The following is a 15,826-nucleotide window of genomic DNA, read 5'->3' as shown; positions in this document are numbered from 1 at the left end:
AAACCGGTCGCCAAGGGAACCGAACGCTGTTAAATTAATGACGTTCGGTTTTCTATGGTCCCGGAGGCACGCCCGTCCATGGCGCGACCGCGCAAGGATCAGGCGCGCGACATCCGCGCGCTGGCGATCTCGGAGACGATCCGCCTGCTGGAGGATCGCGACGCCCGCGATCTGACGCTGGCGCAGGTGGCCGCCGCGGTGGGGTGCCGCCCGCCGGCCCTCTACGGCCATTTCCGCGACAAGACCGCGCTGCTGCGGGCCGTGCACGACGCCGGCTTCGCGTGGCTCTACGCCGAGAAGATGGACGTTGGGGCGGGCACCCGCGGGGACGCCCTGGCGCGCCTGCGCGAGGGGGGGCGGGCCTATGCCCGGTTCGCGCTGAAGAACCCGGCCCTCTACCGCCTGATGTTCGATCCGCCCCGCGACAGCGGGCTCGCCGGTACCCTCTTCGAGAGCGACGTGGGCCTGAAGTCCCTCGACTTCCTGCGCGCCGGGGTGGTCGCGGTCCAGGCCGAGGGTTATCTGCCTGGCGCCGACCCCGACCGCATCGCCTTCACGCTGTGGTCCACGTTGCACGGGGCGCTGTCGCTGCTGCTGCAGGGGCGGGCGCCAACCGCCGACACCAGTCCCCTGGCCGCCGCCGACGCGACCGTGGACGCCATGATGGCGTTCATCGTCGCCACCCGAGCCGGCGGCCGCGCCGAGGAGAGCGCCCCGTGAGCCGCTTGGTCCGCCGCGCCGGTGTAGCGCTGGTCGCCGCCTTCGGACTGGCCGCAGGCATCGTCGCCTGGAACCACCAGCACATGGAGACGGCCATCGACACCTGGCGGGACCGGGTCGCCGAGGCGGGGGCCGCAACGCCATCACCCGTGCCCCAGGCGGCGGCGCTGGAGGCTCTGCCGGCGCCGGTGCGGCGCTACATCGCGTTCGCCTTCCCGGACGGACCGGTGCCGGCGGCCGCGACGGTCACGATGACGATGGCGGGGGACTTCCGCCGCCCCGGCGCCACGGCCTTCGAGCCCACCACGGCCCGCCAGATCGCCGCGGCCGGCGTGCCGGCCCTGGTGTTCGACGCGACCACACCGCTTCTCCCCGGCGTCTGGGCGCGTGTCTATGACGCCTATGTGGACGGTTCCATGGCGATGAACGCCCGGGTCCTGTCCACGGTCAGTGTCGTCGATCTCACCGGCTCGCCTGAGCTGGACCGCCTCTCGCTGCGGCGCTGGCTGATCGAGAGCCCGCTCTATCCCATGGCCCTGCTGCCCGGCGGACCGGTGCGATGGGAGCCCTTGGACGATCGCCACGCCCGCGCTGTGGCCACGTGGCGGGGCATGGAGACCGCTCTGGTCGCCAGCTTCCGGGAGGACGGCGCCCTTGTGGCGTTCCGCGCCGAGGCGGACGGCGACCTGACAACGCCGTACCATGGCTCCGGCGAAGTAGCGACGCGCGACGACTACCGGATTGTGGACGGCGTGCGGCTCCCCCACGCCTTCACCGTGGCCCGCGCGGCCGGGGGCGAGACCTATCCGTTCTGGCGCGGCCGCATCACGGCGATCCGGGTGACACGACCTTGAGGGGCGGCGGGTCACACCGGTGATTCCGTTTGCCCGGACCTCGGCGAGCGGGCGGATCCAGTGTGCGGCGGCCTTCCCATGGGTCCGGATGTGTCACGTCGGGAGCACAAGACTTGTGGTGAGGGGGCAACCGCAAGAGACCAAGCGGGATGACCGGAGAAAGACAGCCAAAGATCCGTCACGCGGCGCGCGCACAGGCGCGGTGGGGGCCAGGCAATCGTTCGGATCGGGCGATGCCCGGCCTGCGCCACGTTTTCGACACCAGCGTGCTGGTCGGGATGTTCCTCGGACCGGACAGTGTGAACGCCGTCGCTGTCCGCATGGGGGTCGAGACCGGCACGATGCTGGTTTCGAACATGCTGATGACAGAACTCCTGACCGTGCTGTGCTTCTCGAAACTGTCCAACAGGTACTCTTCCAGCGAAGTGTGGGAGTTCTTCGACGGCATTCGAAGGACATCCGAAAGGATCCGGGTTACCCACTCCGTGACGGCGTGCAGGGACCCTTCTGATGATTTCGTCCTGGCCCTGGCTTTGAGCGGACGCGCCGATCTGATCGTCACCAACGACAAGGCTCTTCTGGCGCTCGACCCCTTTCGGGGGATTCGGATCGTCTCCGCTCGCGCGTTCGTGGTGGCGGTCCAGCGTCGGGGGCTGACGGCCGGACAGGTGTGACCGGGCCGCGAGACGGAGGCCGCGACCCCCACGTTGCCGCGCGGGGCGCCATTTGCTAAGGTCCGGCTCCCTTTCTTCCCGCGTCCGGTCCGGTGGTTCCGTTCCGGCCAGCGGCGCCCGTCGGGTGTACGCTGGGCCGCAGGACCGGATTTTGGTCCGCCGGACCGTGACCCTTCAGGCGACACCCGACCGTGACAGCTCCCTCCGATACCCCTTCCGACAGCGACATCTCGCCGGTCACCATCGAGGACGAGATGCGGCGCAGCTACCTCGATTACGCCATGAGCGTGATCGTGAGCCGCGCGTTGCCCGACGTGCGCGACGGCCTGAAGCCCGTGCACCGTCGCATCCTCTATGCCATGAACGAGAACGGCTACACGTACAATCGGCCGTTCCGGAAGTCGGCGCGCATCGTCGGTGACGTGATGGGTCAGTACCACCCGCACGGCGACAGCGCGATCTACGACGCCATGGTGCGCATGGCGCAGGACTTCTCCATGCGCCTGAAGCTGGTCGACGGTCAGGGCAACTTCGGGTCCATGGACGGCGACAAGGCCGCGGCCATGCGCTACACCGAGGCCCGCCTGTCGAAGGCCGCGCATGCGCTTCTGGAAGACATCGACAAGGACACGGTCGACTTCCAGCCGAACTACGACGAGAACTCGGTCGAGCCGGTGGTGCTGCCGGCGCGCTTCCCCAACCTGCTGGTCAACGGCGCCGGCGGCATCGCGGTCGGCATGGCGACCAACCTGCCGCCCCACAATCTGGGCGAGGTGATCGACGCCTGCCTGGCGCTGATCGACACACCCGACCTGTCGGCCGAGGACCTGCTGGAGATCGTGCCGGGCCCCGATTTCCCGACCGGCGGCCTGGTCATGGGCAAGGCCGGCATCCGCGCGGCCTATCTGACCGGGCGGGGCAGCATCGTGATGCGCGCGCGATGCAGCATCGAGCCCTTGACCCGCGACCGCGAGGCGATCGTGGTCACGGAGATGCCGTACCAGGTGAACAAGGCGGCCATGATCGAAAAGATGGCCGAGATGGTGCGCGACAAGAAGCTGGAGGGCATCTCGGACATCCGCGACGAGTCCGACCGCTCCGGCGTGCGCGTGGTCATCGAGGTCAAGCGCGACGCGGTGGCCGACGTGGTGCTGAACCAGCTCTACCGCTACACCGCGTTGCAGACCACCTTCGGCGTCAACATGCTGGCGCTCAACCAGGGCCGGCCGGAGATGCTGACCCTGGCGCAGATCCTCCGTGCCTTCATCGCGTTCCGCGAGGAGGTGATTCGCCGCCGCACCATCTATGAACTGGGCAAGGCGCGCGACCGCGCCCATGTGCTGGCCGGCCTGGCGGTGGCCGTGGTCAACGTCGATCGCGTGGTGGCGATGATCCGCAACGCCCCGGATCCGCAGACGGCGCGCGAGCGCCTGATGGCCGAGCCCTGGCCGGTGGGCGAGGTGGCGCCCATGATCGCGCTGATCAACGAACCCGGTCGCGAGGTGGTGGACGGGCGCTATCACCTCTCCGAGGTCCAGGCGCGCGCCATCCTGGACCTGCGCCTGCATCGCCTGACCGGGCTGGAGCGGGAGAAGATCCACGAGGAACTGCGCGAGATCGGCGCCCGTATCGAAGAGTACCTGGCGATTCTGGGGTCGCGCGACAAGCTGTTCGCGGTCATGCGCGGCGAACTGGTCGAGGTGCGCGACGCCTTCGCCACGCCGCGCCGCACCGAGTTGCAGGACGTCGACTTCGAGGTCGATGACGAGAGCCTGATCGCCCGCGAAGACATGGTGGTGACGGTCACCAACACCGGCTACATCAAGCGGGTGCCGCTCTCGACCTATCGCGCCCAGCGCCGCGGCGGCAAGGGTCGCGCCGGCATGGCGATGCGCGACGAGGACTTTGTGACTTCGGTGTTCGTCGCCAGCACGCATGCGCCGCTCCTGTTCTTCTCGTCCGCCGGCATCGTCTACAAGCTGAAGGTCTACCGTCTGCCCCAGGGCACGCCCCAGGCCCGCGGCAAGGCGATGGTCAACCTGCTGCCGCTGGGCGAGGGCGAGACCATCTCGACCGTCATGGCGCTGCCCGAAGACGAGGCGGACTGGAGCGCGCTCGACGTCATGTTCGCCACCGCCTCCGGCCATGTGCGCCGCAACAAGCTGTCGGACTTCACGAACATCATGGCGAACGGCAAGATCGCCATGAAGCTGGAGCCCGGCGACTCGCTGATCGGCGTGAACACGTGTTCGGACGCGGACGACATCATGCTCGCCACCCACGGCGGCAAGTGCATCCGCTTCCCGGTGGGCGACGTGCGGGTGTTCGCCGGCCGAACATCGACGGGGGTGCGCGGCATCAAGCTGGCCCAGGGCGACCGCGTCATCTCCATGGGGGTCCTGCGGCACACGGACTACGATCCAGCGACCCGCGCGGCCTACCTGAAGCGGGCCAACCAGATGCGTCGCCGGCCCGAGGACGAGGAGAACGGGGAGGATCACGCCCCGGACGTGGAGGCCGAGGCGGTCGAGCCCGGCGCGCTGTCGGACGAAGACTTCGAGCGCATGGCCGAAATGGAGGCGTTCATCCTCACGGTCACCGAGAACGGCTTCGGCAAGCGCACCTCGTCCTACGAGTACCGCGTCACCGGGCGCGGCGGACAGGGCATCATCAACATCGACACGTCGCCCCGGAACGGTAACGTGGTGGCCTCGTTCCCGGTCGGGCCCGAGGACCAGATCATGCTCATCACCAATGCCGGCCAGCTCATCCGCATGCCGCTGGATGATGTGCGCATCGCCAGCCGCAAGACGCTGGGGGTGCGCCTGTTCCGCACCGCCGCCGACGAGGTCGTGGTGTCGGCGGCGCATCTCCCGGCCTCGCTTGCCGACGAGACCGGCGGCGATGGCGGGACCGGGGACGGCGACGCGGGCGACGGCGACGGCGACCACGACGTGGACGGCACGGGTTCGGCCGCGTCCTGAGGGGAGAACGCGACGCCATGGCGGTGCGCAGACACGTGGGGGTCTACCCCGGGACCTTCGACCCGGTGACCATCGGGCATCTGGACATCATCAGCCGGGCCACCCGGGTGGTCGATCATCTGATCGTCGCCGTGGCGGTCAATGCGGGCAAGGGGCCGATGTTCTCGCTGGAAGAGCGCGTCGCCATGGTCGAGGATTCGGTGCGTGAGAACGGTATCGGCGGTGCCACCCACATCGAGGTGCGCGCGTTCGAAAACTTGCTGATCAACTTCGCCGTCGAGATGGAGGCGTCGGTTATCATCCGCGGCCTGCGGGCGGTGTCCGATTTCGAGTATGAGTTCCAGATGGCCGGCATGAACGCACGCCTCAACAACACGGTCGAGACCGTGTTCCTGATGGCGTCAGAGCGTTCGCACTTCATTTCCTCGCGCTTCGTCAAGGAGATCGGCCGGTTGCAGGGCGACATTTCGGCCTTCGTGACGCCGACCGTTCACCGCCGCCTGTTGCAGCGCTTCGCCGAGCAGGGCTAAAGTGCCGGCCGCCGCCCCGGCGGACACCCCCCGACCGACAGACCGAGAGGCAGGACGCATGGCCCAAGCCCTGGACCCCGAGAACACCCTTCGGATGGAACTGAAGGATGGCGTGGTCACCATCGGGATGCGCCCGGATCTGGCGCCCAACCACGTTGAGCGCATCAAGACCCTGACGCGCCGAGGCTTTTACAACGGTGTGGTGTTCCACCGGGTCATCGATGGCTTCATGGCCCAGACCGGCGATCCGACCGGGACCGGCATGGGCGGATCCGACCTGCCCGACCTGAAGGCCGAGTTCTCGCCGCCTTCGGAGGCGCAGCATCTGCGCGGCACCTGCTCGATGGCGCGCACGCAGAACCCGAACTCGGCCAACAGCCAGTTCTTCATCTGTCTCGCCGATGTCCCCCACCTGGATGGCCAGTACACCATCTGGGGCGCCGTGGTGGACGGCATGGAGGCGGTCGATGGCATCAAGACCGGTCCCTCCGCCCGCAACGGCAAGGTCGAGGATCCGGATGCGATCATCCGCATGTGGGTGATGGCCGACGAGTGAGGTCGGCCGAACGCCGAGTCGCGGCGACTCCTCAGGCGACGGGCGGAACAGGCGCCTGGGCATGGCCTCGCACGATACCGGCTACAAGCTGCTGTTCTCCCACCCGGAGATGGTTCGGGACCTGATCACCGGTTTCGTCCCCGGTGATTGGGTGCGGGCGGCGGACTTCTCGACGCTGGCGGCGGAGAAGGCCAGTTTCGTCAGCGATGACGAGAAGGAACGGCATGACGACCTGATCTGGCGTGTCCGTATCGGAGATCGGTGGCTCTGGGTCTATCTGCTGCTGGAGTTCCAGAGTAGCCCCGATCCCTGGATGGCGATCCGGATCATGGTTTACATGGGGCTGCTGGCGCAGGATTTGGTTCGGCGACGCGCCCTTCACGATGGCCGCCTGCCGCCCATCCTGCCGATTGTGCTGTACAATGGCGGTCCATCCTGGACGGCCGCCGTCGACGTCAAGGACTGCTTCGTGGAGCCGCCGGCCGGCCTGCAGCCGGCGCGGCCGCGCCTGACGTATCATCTCGTGGACGAGGCCCGGCTGGCGCTGCATCCTGATGGTCCGGTCCGCAACCTGTCCGAGGCGCTGTTCCGGTTGGAGCATAGCCGGACACCGGGGGACGTCCGCCGTGTGCTGCAGGCGCTCGATGTGCTGCTGCGGGACCCGGATCGGCAGGCGTTGCGGCGCGCGTTCGGCCTGTGGGTCAAGCGGCTCTTGAGGCGCCGGGTTCCGGCGTCCCATGTCCGCGAGGTGGAGGCGATCACCGACATCATGGAGGCCGACAGCATGCTGGCGGAACGCATTGAGACCTGGTTCGAGGAGGCCGGGCGGAACGGCTTGGCGAAGGGCTTAGCGAAGGGCTTGGAACAGGGCTTGGAACAGGGCTTGCAGGAAGGCCGGGTGCAAGGCGCCGAAACGGCGAAGCGCCAGGTTGCCCGCAACCTCTTGGCCCTAGGTGTGCTCACGGAAGACCAGATCGCCGCCGCGGTCGACCTGTCGGTGGACGAGATCCGGGCGCTCCGGGACACGCTGGACCGCTGAGCGGGACGGCGGCCGGCGCGCCTGCGCCGTCCCGTCAGTCGGCGCGCCGTCGCGTGGGCTCCAGGATCACCCGTTCGACGACCACACCGGGCTGCTCCGGGACCAGCGTCAGGGTGCCCTGGTGCCGGCCGACGCGACGTTCGGCCGGGACGGCGGTCGCCAGTTCGACCGGTGACCCGTCATCGGGCAGGACCAGGCGCCCGACCGCCATGCCCTCCCACGACAGGGCCAGAGTCTGCTGGCCACTGGTCGATCGGGCGCGCACGCGCAGGTCTCCGTAGGGCACGCGCGGTTCGATGTCGAAGCGCAAGGTCGCCTGGTCCGCGGCAATGGCGCGCGAGCCCGGGCCGCCGCCGAAGGCCCCCCAGCCGTCACCGAAGTAGGTCTCCGCATCGGTGCCGTCGAAGTCGACCCAGTGCCGCACGGAGAAGCCGCGGCCGAGCCATGCCTGGACATCCGTGACGACGACGTCGCGGCCGCGCGTCAGCCGGAACGTGTCCAGGGGTTCCAGGCTCTCGAAGCTTTGGGCGAAACGGGTCTCCAGATCCCGCAACCGGTGGCCGGTGCCCATCACCAGCGCGTCCCAGCCTTCGGCGTCCCGCAGGTCGAGGGTGAACGCGAGGTTGCGCGGGTCGTCGGAGAGCACCACCACCGGCAACGCGCCGCCGACGGCGCTGTCCACCTTGCCACCTTCGACCCAGTGGGTGGCGGCCGCGAAGGTTCCGGGCCAGTCCAGCACGCCGAACGCGGTCAGGTCATCGCGGAGTAGGCGCCACTCCAGCGCCTCCAGCGTCGGGTCCTTCTCCAACGGGACGACGCGGGCGATCCAGTTGGTGGCGATATGGCTGGCCAGGACGGCGATCACCGCGGCGGTCACGGCCACCGAGCCGGTCAGCCACGTGCCCGTGATCCGGGGCCGGCGGTGCAGGCCGCGGTCGGCCAGGCGCCCCAGCAGCGGAAACAGCATGAGGTAGCCGGGGGCCTGCCAGTGGAAGTGAAAGCCCAGCGGCGCCCACAGGGCCACCAGGGTGAAGAACGCAATGGGACCGAGCGCCAGACAGGCCAGGAACCAGTCGGCCGGGGCGCGCGGGCCGCGCAGCAGGGCGGCGGCGAACACCCACACCAGGGGCAGCCACACCCAGGGCAGCAGCCAGGTCATCTGGCCGACCAGGCTGCGCAGCAGCCACTCGGGCCGGATGCCGGCGCTTTCCACCGAACGCCCGCCCTGGAAGGCGAACGAAACCCAATCGTTCTGCGCGTTCCAGACCAGCACCGGCGAGGCGACCACCAGCGCGATCAGCAGCGCGACATAGGGGCCGCCGTGACGGATCCAGTGCCGTTGGCCCGGCTGGGTGAGGGCGTACAGGCCGGCCCCGGCAACCAGAAACACCGCGTGATACTTCGACAGCAGGGTCAGGCCCAGCAACAGCCCGATCGCCAGCCACCAGGCCCAGGCCCGCGCGCGCTGGTCCGGATCCAGCATCACCCGCGCCAGCGCCCAGGCGGTCAGCAGCCAGAACAGCATCAGGGGGCCGTCGGGCTGGAACCAGCCGCCGACGCTGACCGTGAACACGGCGGAGATGTTCAGGAACAGGGCCGCGTAGAACCCGGCCCAGGCCGAGTACAGGCGCCGCGTCAGGGTGAACAGCATCCAGGTGGTGCCGGCGAACAGGGCGATGAACGGCAGCCGGATGATCGCCGGGTCGTCGCTGCCGGTCAGTTCCAGCATGGCCCAGCCCAGCCACAGGAACAGCGGCGGCTGGTCGAAATAGCTCAGGTGGGGGTCGCGGGTGCTGGCGAGGTAGTAGGACTCGCCGTTGCCGAAGTCCATCAGGATACCGAGCCCGATCCGGACCGCGGCGGTGATCAGGATCAGGGCCAGCGTGGCGCGGGCCGGATCGCGCAGACCGAGCCAAGCCCGGGGCGTGTCGGCGGTCGCGGTCGTGCTGGGGGTCGCGGCGGTGCTGGGCATGGGGTCCGTCTTGGGTTGCGGCGCGGGCGGGAGGTGCCGTGCTACTCCAGACCGGGCGCGCGGGCAATGCCGGCTTGACCCGTGAGGCTCGACCGGCCTACATGCGCCGGGCTTCCGCCCCGCCCGACCTGCCCAGTCCACGCGGCCGCGACCGGCCGCCCCCGCCGCGACGCGGTCCGAGAAGGCCCCCTGCCGTGCCCTACGATCTGGCGATCATCGTTCCGACCCTCAACGAGCGCGACAACATCGAGCCCCTGGTGGCCCTGCTGGACCGGACCCTGGCCGGCGAACGCTGGCAGGTGCTGTTCGTGGATGACGATTCCACCGACGGGACGCTGGACGTGCTGCGCCGGCTGGCGCGGGACCGCGCCAATGTCTCGGTCCTGCACCGGGTCGGTCGGCGTGGCCTGTCGTCGGCCTGCATCGAGGGCATGCTGGCCACCGCCGCGCCGTACCTGGCGGTGATGGACGCCGATCTGCAACACGACGAAACGCTGTTGCCGCGGATGCTGACGTTGCTCCGCGATGAGGATCGCGAGATCGTGGTCGCCAGCCGCTTCGCGGAGGGCGCCAGTGCCGCCGGGCTGGCCTCGGCGCGGCGCGAGATGGTCAGCCGGGTCGGTAACTTCCTGGCGAACCGCATCACTGGGGCGCCGCTCACCGATCCGCTCTCCGGATTCTTCATGCTGCGCCGGGAGCTGTTGGACACGGTGGTCCACGACCTGTCGGGCACCGGCTTCAAGATCCTGCTGGACATTTTCGCCTCCAGCCCGCGGGTGCCGCGCTACGCCGAACTGGGGTTCACGTTCCGGGAGCGCCAGGCCGGCGAAAGCAAGCTCGACAGTCAGGTGATCTGGGAGTTCGGGATGCTGCTCGCCGACAAGACGCTGGGGCGCTGGATTCCGGTGCGGTTCATCCTGTTCGCCCTGGTCGGCCTGCTGGGGGTCGGCGTGCACCTGCTGGTGCTGGGGGTGATGCTGCACCTGGCGGGGGTGGTCTTCCTGTGGTCCCAGGCCACGGCGACCGTGGTCGCCATGACCTCGAACTTCGCCCTCAACAACGCCTTCACCTACCGCGACCGACGGCTGCGGGGGTTGGGGTTCGTCTGGGGCCTGCTGTCGTTCTACCTGGTGTGCGCCATCGGGGCGGTCGTTAACGTCGAGGTCGCTGACCTGGTGTACCGGAACGGCGCGCATTGGGCGCTGGCCGGCTTCGTCGGGGCCGTGGTTGGCTCGGTGTGGAACTTCGGCGTGTCGGCGATCGTCACCTGGGGGCCGCTGCGGCCGCGGCGCAAGACGCCGCCGTCTTCGGATGCCGGGGCCACCTGATCCCCTCGTGGCCCGCCCAGGCGAAGGGGTGCGAGGGCTCGGCTCTCAGGCCGTTGCCGGGAGCCGGTACTCCGACAGACCCAGCGTCGCGAGGCCGCTCTTGGTTCCGAACAGGGCCTGGGCGACGCCGGTGATGAAGGCCCCCGCACCGATCTCCTGCACCTCGGGGGGAAGCCGGTCGGCGGTGTCCGGACCATACAGGCCGGAGGCGGTCATGCTCGACGTCCAGCCCGCGCTGCGTGCCGGACGCGTGGCGGATTCCGCCGTCACGTCTTGCGCGGCAGTCGCCGGGTCAGCCGGTCCACCAGTCCGTCGGGCAGGGTGCCGGCCAGCCAGGCGCCGAAGGCCATCGGCCACGGGAAGGCGATGCGGCCGTGATCGCGCGCCAGCCGCCGGCGGATCAGGCGGGCGGCGCGGTCGGCATCCATCAGGAACGGCATCGGGAACCGGTTCACCGCCGTCATGGGCGTGCGGACGTAGCCCGGGCAGATGACCGAGACCGCCACGCCGTCGGCGGCCAGCCAGCCACGCAGGGACTCGCCCCAGACCTTCACGGCGGCCTTGCTGGCGCAGTAGGCGGGGGCGCCCGGAAAGCCGCGGAACCCCGCCAGCGAGGCCATGATCGCGACCTGACCGCGGCCGCGGGCCCGCAGCGCCGGCACCAGCGGCTGCACGGTGTTCAGCACCCCGTCGAGGTTGACGGCGAAGATGTCGCGAGCCTGCGCCTCCGGCTCCGCGCCGCCGCCCGTGCCGCCGGAGCGGCCGGCGTTGGCGATCACCAGGTCGACGGGACGGGCGTCGTCGGCGGCTCGCACCCAAGCGGCGGTGGCGGCCGGGTCGCGGACGTCGACGACCGCGATGTTCACCCCGGCGCCACGCGCGCGGCAGCGATCGCCCACGGCTGCCAGGCGGGTCGCGTCGCGTCCCGACAGCGAAAGATGCACACCGGCTTCGGCGTATTGCGTCGCCAGCGCGGCGCCGAGGCCGCTGGAGGCGCCGGTGATGAGAACGTGACGGGGATCGGGACGGCGGGGCACGGGCAGAGGCTCCGGCTGTGAACGACCGGCGCGGAGCCTACCACGGACATGGACAGGGGAGAGAGGGCGGGGCGCACCGAGACTGTGTCGTTTCGGTGGCCCCCGACTGCCCCCCAGCCGGCTGCCCCTTCTTAAATACCTACAATTTGAGGGGACTCTGGGCAATCTGGTGGGACGACATACGACGTTCGGCCAGGGTCCCGACTGGGACGGCGCGATTGCGGGACGAATTTCGCGACGAGACGAGGGCGGTGTCACGGACCGAGCCTGCCCCCGCGGGCGGATCGGAGGCGGTGCGATCCGCCCTACCGCGAGGGCCGGCCGGTCTTGGTGCGTCCCTTGCCGCGAGTCTTCTTGCCCTTGGCGCTGCCGCCGCTTTTCTCCGCTTCGGCGCGGCGCACAGACGCCAACAGGGGATTGGGGGGCGGCCCGTCGTCGCCGGCGTCGGCCGGAACGCCCAACTCCATGGCCTCCAGACGCTTGATCTCGTCGCGCAGCCGGGCGGCCTCCTCGAACTCCAGGTCGGCGGCGGCGGCGCGCATGCGCTTGTCGAGGTCGGCGATGTGGCTGTGCAGGTTGTGGCCGATCTGGTGCTGCTCCTCGGCCAGGCCCGGGGCGACGGTCACATAGTCCTTCTCGTTGACGCTCTCCAGCACGTCGGAGATGCGGGCGCGCACGCTTTCGGGCGTGATGCCGTGGGCGGCGTTGTAGGCCTGCTGCTTCTCGCGCCGGCGGTTGGTCTCGTCGATGGCGTAGCGCAGGCTCTCCGTCAGGGTGTCGGCGTACAGCAGCACCCGGCCCTCGACGTTGCGGGCCGCCCGGCCGATGGTCTGGATCAGCGAGGTCTTGGAGCGCAGGAAGCCTTCCTTGTCGGCGTCCAGGATGGCGACCAGGGCACATTCCGGGATGTCCAGGCCCTCGCGCAGCAGGTTGATGCCGACCAGGACGTCGAAGGCGCCGATGCGCAGGTCGCGAATGATCTCGATGCGCTCCAGCGTGTCCACGTCGGAGTGCATGTAGCGCACGCGAATGCCCTGCTCGGCGAGGTACTCCGTCAGGTCCTCGGCCATGCGCTTGGTCAGGGTGGTGACCAGCACCCGCTGGCCCTTGGCGGCGCATTGGCGCACCTCGGCCAGCAGGTCGTCCACCTGGTGCTCGACCGGGCGGACGATGCAGACGGGGTCGATCAGGCCGGTGGGGCGGATGACCTGTTCCGTGAACACGCCGCCGGTGCGCTCCAGCTCCCACGGGCCGGGGGTGGCCGAGACGTAGACCGATGGCGGTCGCATGCCGTCCCACTCCTCGAACTTGAGCGGGCGGTTGTCGACGCAGGAGGGCAGACGGAAACCGTACTCCGCCAGCGTGCTCTTGCGCTGGAAGTCGCCCTTGAACATGCCGCCGATCTGCGGAACCGTGACGTGGCTCTCGTCCACGAACAGCAACGCGTCCTCGGGCAGGTATTCGAACAGGGTCGGCGGCGGGGCGCCCGGCGGCCGGCCGGTGAGGTGGCGCGAGTAGTTCTCGATGCTCTTGCAGTGCCCGGTGGTCTCGATCATCTCCAGGTCGAACAGGGTGCGCTGTTCCAGCCGCTGGGCCTCCAGCAGCTTACCGTCGGCCTGGAGCGCGGCCAGGCGGTCCTTCAGTTCCGCCTTGATGGACTTGACCGCCTGCGACAGCGCCGGGCGCGGTGTCACGTAGTGGCTGGCGGGGTAGACGGTCACCATGTCCAGGCCGGCCGTGCGCGCCCCGGTGAGCGGATCGAACTCGGCGATGTCCTCGATCTCGTCCCCGAACAGGGACAGGCGCCAGGCGCGGTCCTCGTAGTGCGCCGGAAAGATTTCGATCACGTCGCCGCGGGCGCGGAAGGCCCCGCGGGTGAACGCAATATCATTTCGCGTGTACTGAAGCTCGACCAGTCCCTTCAGCAGCGCGTCGCGGTCGATCTCCTGGCCCTTGCGCAGGGAAATCACCATGCGGGCATAGGATTCGACGGCGCCGATGCCGTAGATGCAGGAGACCGACGCGACGATGACCACGTCGCGCCGCTCCAGCAATGCACGAGTCGCGGCGTGGCGCATGCGGTCGATCTGCTCGTTGATGCTGGAGTCTTTTTCGATGTAGGTGTCGGTGCGCGGAACGTAGGCTTCCGGCTGGTAGTAGTCGTAGTAGGAGACGAAATACTCTACCGCATTCTCGGGAAAGAATTGTTTCATCTCGCCGTAGAGCTGCGCCGCCAGCGTCTTGTTCGGGGCCATGACCAGGGCCGGCCGGCCCGCGGCCTCGATCACCTTCGCCATGGTGAAGGTCTTGCCGGAGCCGGTGACACCCAGCAGCACCTGATCGCGTTCGCCCTCGCCCAGGCCGCGGCTCAGGTCGGCGATGGCGGTCGGCTGGTCGCCGGACGGGGTGTAGTCCGAGGCCAGCCGGAAGCTGGCGCGCGGGCCGGCGGGCTGGCGCTCGTACAGCGGCAGCAGGAGGGGGGCGGCGGTCGTCGTCATGCCGGACAAGATAGTCGCCCGCGCCGGGTGGGCCAAGGGTTGGGCCAAGCGTCAGGGCAAGCGTCAGGTCCTGGGCCGGCCAGGGATCCGGCCGGGGGCGGTCCCGCCTCAGGACGCCTGGTCGAGCCGCTCCACCGGGACGCCGGGCTCCAGCTTGCCGCTGCGAATCGCCAGCGCGGACTTGACGTGCGCCACGTTGGGCGCGGCGGTCAGGCGGGACGTCAGGAACTGCTGATAGTGGTCCCAGTCATGGGCCACGATCTTGAGCAGGAAATCGGTCTCCCCGGCCAGCATGTGGCATTCCCGCACCTCGGGCCACTCGTTGACCAGGGCCTCGAACGCCTTCAGGTCCGATTCGGCCTGGCTGTTCAGGCCCACATGGGCGAACACCGTCACGTGATAGCCCAGGGCGATAGGGTCGATCTCGGCGTGATAGCCCTTGATGAACCCGGACTCCTCCAGCGCCCGCACCCGGCGCAGGCACGGGGGCGCGGAAATGCCGGCGCGCTTGGCCAGCTCGACGTTGGTCATGCGACCGTCGGCCTGGAGATCGGCCAGAATGGACCGATCGACATGGTCCAGTTTCACGCGTTGCATGCGGCGGGTCGGGTCCTGATGTGGGAGGCGGGTCTGCGAAATGAAATTACAAGGGCTCCGGTGGCGGCGCAATGGAAAAACGGCGGCTCCGCCTCACCTCCCGCCGCCCCGCCAACATGGCTTACCGTGGTGCGGTTCGGGGTTGCGTTCGCAGATGCGATAAACAATATTCGAAGCGTTCTAAACAGGGCGGGGTCGATCTGAGGCCCGCCGCCCTTCTCACATATCACTGGGTCCGTTCCCGCACCCCTGGGATGCGACGTGTTCCGTGCGTCCCACATCCACCGTCATCCCGTTCGGGACAGAAGGAGTACCGCATGACTGATACCGTCGAGACCGTGGGCAACCTGATCGGCAAGCCGGCGCCGGACTTCACCGCGCCGACCGTGATGGGTGACAACACCATCGACGAGGCCTTCAACCTGAAGTCCTACCTGAGCGGCAGCTACGGCCTGGTGTTCTTCTACCCGCTGGACTTCACCTTCGTCTGCCCCTCCGAGATCCTGGCGCACGATCATCGCCTTGCCGAGTTCGAAAGCCGCGGGGTCAAGGTGGTCGGCGTGTCGGTGGACAGCCACTACACCCACCTGGCGTGGAAGAAGACGCCCACGGAACAGGGGGGGCTCGGCCAGGTCAAGTTCCCGCTGGTGGCCGACCTGACCAAGCAGATCGCCCGGGACTACGGCGTGCTGCTGCCGGACGGCGTGGCCCTGCGCGGTTCGTTCCTGATCGACAAGGCCGGGACCATCCGTCACTACGTCATCAACGACCTGCCGCTGGGCCGCAACGTGGACGAGTCCCTGCGCATGGTCGATGCCCTCCAGTTCCACGACCAGCACGGCGAGGTCTGTCCGGCCGGCTGGCAGAAGGGCGCCGCCGGCATGGAAGCGACCCCCGAGGGTGTGGCCAAGTTCCTGTCGGAGCACGCCGAGGCGCTGTAAGGCGACGGCATTCCCGTGCCCGTCGTGGGGCGAACACGACGGGAGTCGAACAGGCGGGGCGCTCCGGAGGGGGCGCCCCGTTTCCTTTGACCGCTT

14 protein-coding genes are annotated in these 15,826 nt (G+C 69.1%); 9 read left to right on the top strand and 5 right to left on the bottom strand.

Annotated elements, in window-relative coordinates; all coding sequences use genetic code 11:
• Positions 1 to 78 precede the first annotated feature (78 nt).
• The 7 genes from GGD88_RS03710 (at position 79) to GGD88_RS03680 (ending at position 7,357) form a co-directional block, all read left to right on the top strand.
• Complete coding sequence (locus tag GGD88_RS03710) at positions 79 to 720, top strand: TetR/AcrR family transcriptional regulator (protein ID WP_184431841.1); 642 nt, start codon at positions 79 to 81, stop codon at positions 718 to 720.
• Positions 717 to 1,574 carry a DUF6920 family protein gene (locus GGD88_RS03705; protein ID WP_343056241.1) on the top strand — a complete coding sequence of 286 codons (858 nt, stop codon included), beginning with the start codon at positions 717 to 719 and terminating at the stop codon, positions 1,572 to 1,574. The genes GGD88_RS03710 and GGD88_RS03705 overlap by 4 nt, the downstream gene beginning before the upstream one ends.
• A gap of 233 nt (positions 1,575 to 1,807) precedes the next feature.
• On the top strand, positions 1,808 to 2,248 hold the full coding sequence (locus GGD88_RS03700) for a putative toxin-antitoxin system toxin component, PIN family (protein WP_184431839.1): 441 nt from the start codon (positions 1,808 to 1,810) through the stop codon (positions 2,246 to 2,248).
• Between the two features lie 191 nt (positions 2,249 to 2,439).
• Positions 2,440 to 5,232 (top strand): DNA gyrase subunit A, encoded by a 2,793-nt coding sequence (gene gyrA / locus GGD88_RS03695; protein WP_184431837.1) that lies wholly within the window; start codon positions 2,440 to 2,442, stop codon positions 5,230 to 5,232.
• Between the two features lie 17 nt (positions 5,233 to 5,249).
• Complete coding sequence (gene coaD / locus GGD88_RS03690) at positions 5,250 to 5,762, top strand: pantetheine-phosphate adenylyltransferase (RefSeq protein WP_184431835.1); 513 nt, start codon at positions 5,250 to 5,252, stop codon at positions 5,760 to 5,762.
• A 58-nt stretch (positions 5,763 to 5,820) separates the two neighbouring features.
• Complete coding sequence (locus GGD88_RS03685; protein WP_184431833.1) at positions 5,821 to 6,318, top strand: peptidylprolyl isomerase; 498 nt, start codon at positions 5,821 to 5,823, stop codon at positions 6,316 to 6,318.
• Between the two features lie 61 nt (positions 6,319 to 6,379).
• The gene (locus GGD88_RS03680) at positions 6,380 to 7,357 is read left to right on the top strand and encodes an Rpn family recombination-promoting nuclease/putative transposase (protein ID WP_184431831.1); all 978 of its coding nucleotides are present in this window, start codon (positions 6,380 to 6,382) and stop codon (positions 7,355 to 7,357) included.
• A 34-nt stretch (positions 7,358 to 7,391) separates the two neighbouring features.
• Here the strand turns inward: GGD88_RS03680 and GGD88_RS03675 are convergent, their stop codons facing one another.
• Complete coding sequence (locus tag GGD88_RS03675) at positions 7,392 to 9,329, bottom strand: glycosyltransferase family 39 protein (protein WP_184431829.1); 1,938 nt, start codon at positions 9,327 to 9,329, stop codon at positions 7,392 to 7,394.
• A gap of 194 nt (positions 9,330 to 9,523) precedes the next feature.
• On the opposite strand from GGD88_RS03675, the gene GGD88_RS03670 reads away from it, so the two are divergent.
• Positions 9,524 to 10,657 (top strand): glycosyltransferase family 2 protein, encoded by a 1,134-nt coding sequence (locus tag GGD88_RS03670; protein ID WP_343056240.1) that lies wholly within the window; start codon positions 9,524 to 9,526, stop codon positions 10,655 to 10,657.
• 45 nt (positions 10,658 to 10,702) lie between these two features.
• Here the strand turns inward: GGD88_RS03670 and GGD88_RS03665 are convergent, their stop codons facing one another.
• From GGD88_RS03665 to GGD88_RS03650, 4 genes are all read right to left on the bottom strand, one after another.
• The gene (locus tag GGD88_RS03665; RefSeq protein ID WP_184431825.1) at positions 10,703 to 10,873 is read right to left on the bottom strand and encodes a hypothetical protein; all 171 of its coding nucleotides are present in this window, start codon (positions 10,871 to 10,873) and stop codon (positions 10,703 to 10,705) included.
• A gap of 50 nt (positions 10,874 to 10,923) precedes the next feature.
• Positions 10,924 to 11,694: an SDR family NAD(P)-dependent oxidoreductase gene (locus GGD88_RS03660; RefSeq protein WP_184431823.1), complete on the bottom strand. Its 771-nt coding sequence runs from the start codon at positions 11,692 to 11,694 to the stop codon at positions 10,924 to 10,926.
• A 305-nt stretch (positions 11,695 to 11,999) separates the two neighbouring features.
• Entirely contained in the window at positions 12,000 to 14,192 is a 2,193-nt protein-coding gene (gene uvrB, locus GGD88_RS03655; RefSeq protein WP_184431821.1) for an excinuclease ABC subunit UvrB, read from the bottom strand.
• Between the two features lie 108 nt (positions 14,193 to 14,300).
• Positions 14,301 to 14,789, bottom strand: coding sequence for an Lrp/AsnC family transcriptional regulator (locus tag GGD88_RS03650; RefSeq protein WP_184431819.1), 489 nt, complete (start codon positions 14,787 to 14,789; stop codon positions 14,301 to 14,303).
• 317 nt (positions 14,790 to 15,106) lie between these two features.
• Between GGD88_RS03650 and GGD88_RS03645 the strand changes: the two genes are divergently transcribed.
• Positions 15,107 to 15,730, top strand: a complete 624-nt coding sequence (locus tag GGD88_RS03645) for a peroxiredoxin (RefSeq protein ID WP_184431818.1) — start codon at positions 15,107 to 15,109, stop codon at positions 15,728 to 15,730.
• Positions 15,731 to 15,826 lie beyond the last annotated feature (96 nt).

Origin of the sequence: Roseospira goensis, assembly GCF_014197795.1 — a bacterium.
GTDB classification, from domain to species: Bacteria; Pseudomonadota; Alphaproteobacteria; order Rhodospirillales; family Rhodospirillaceae; genus Rhodospira; species Rhodospira goensis.
The sequence above is the reverse complement of the archived record's forward strand: the minus strand, read 5'-3'. Positions and strand labels throughout refer to the sequence as shown.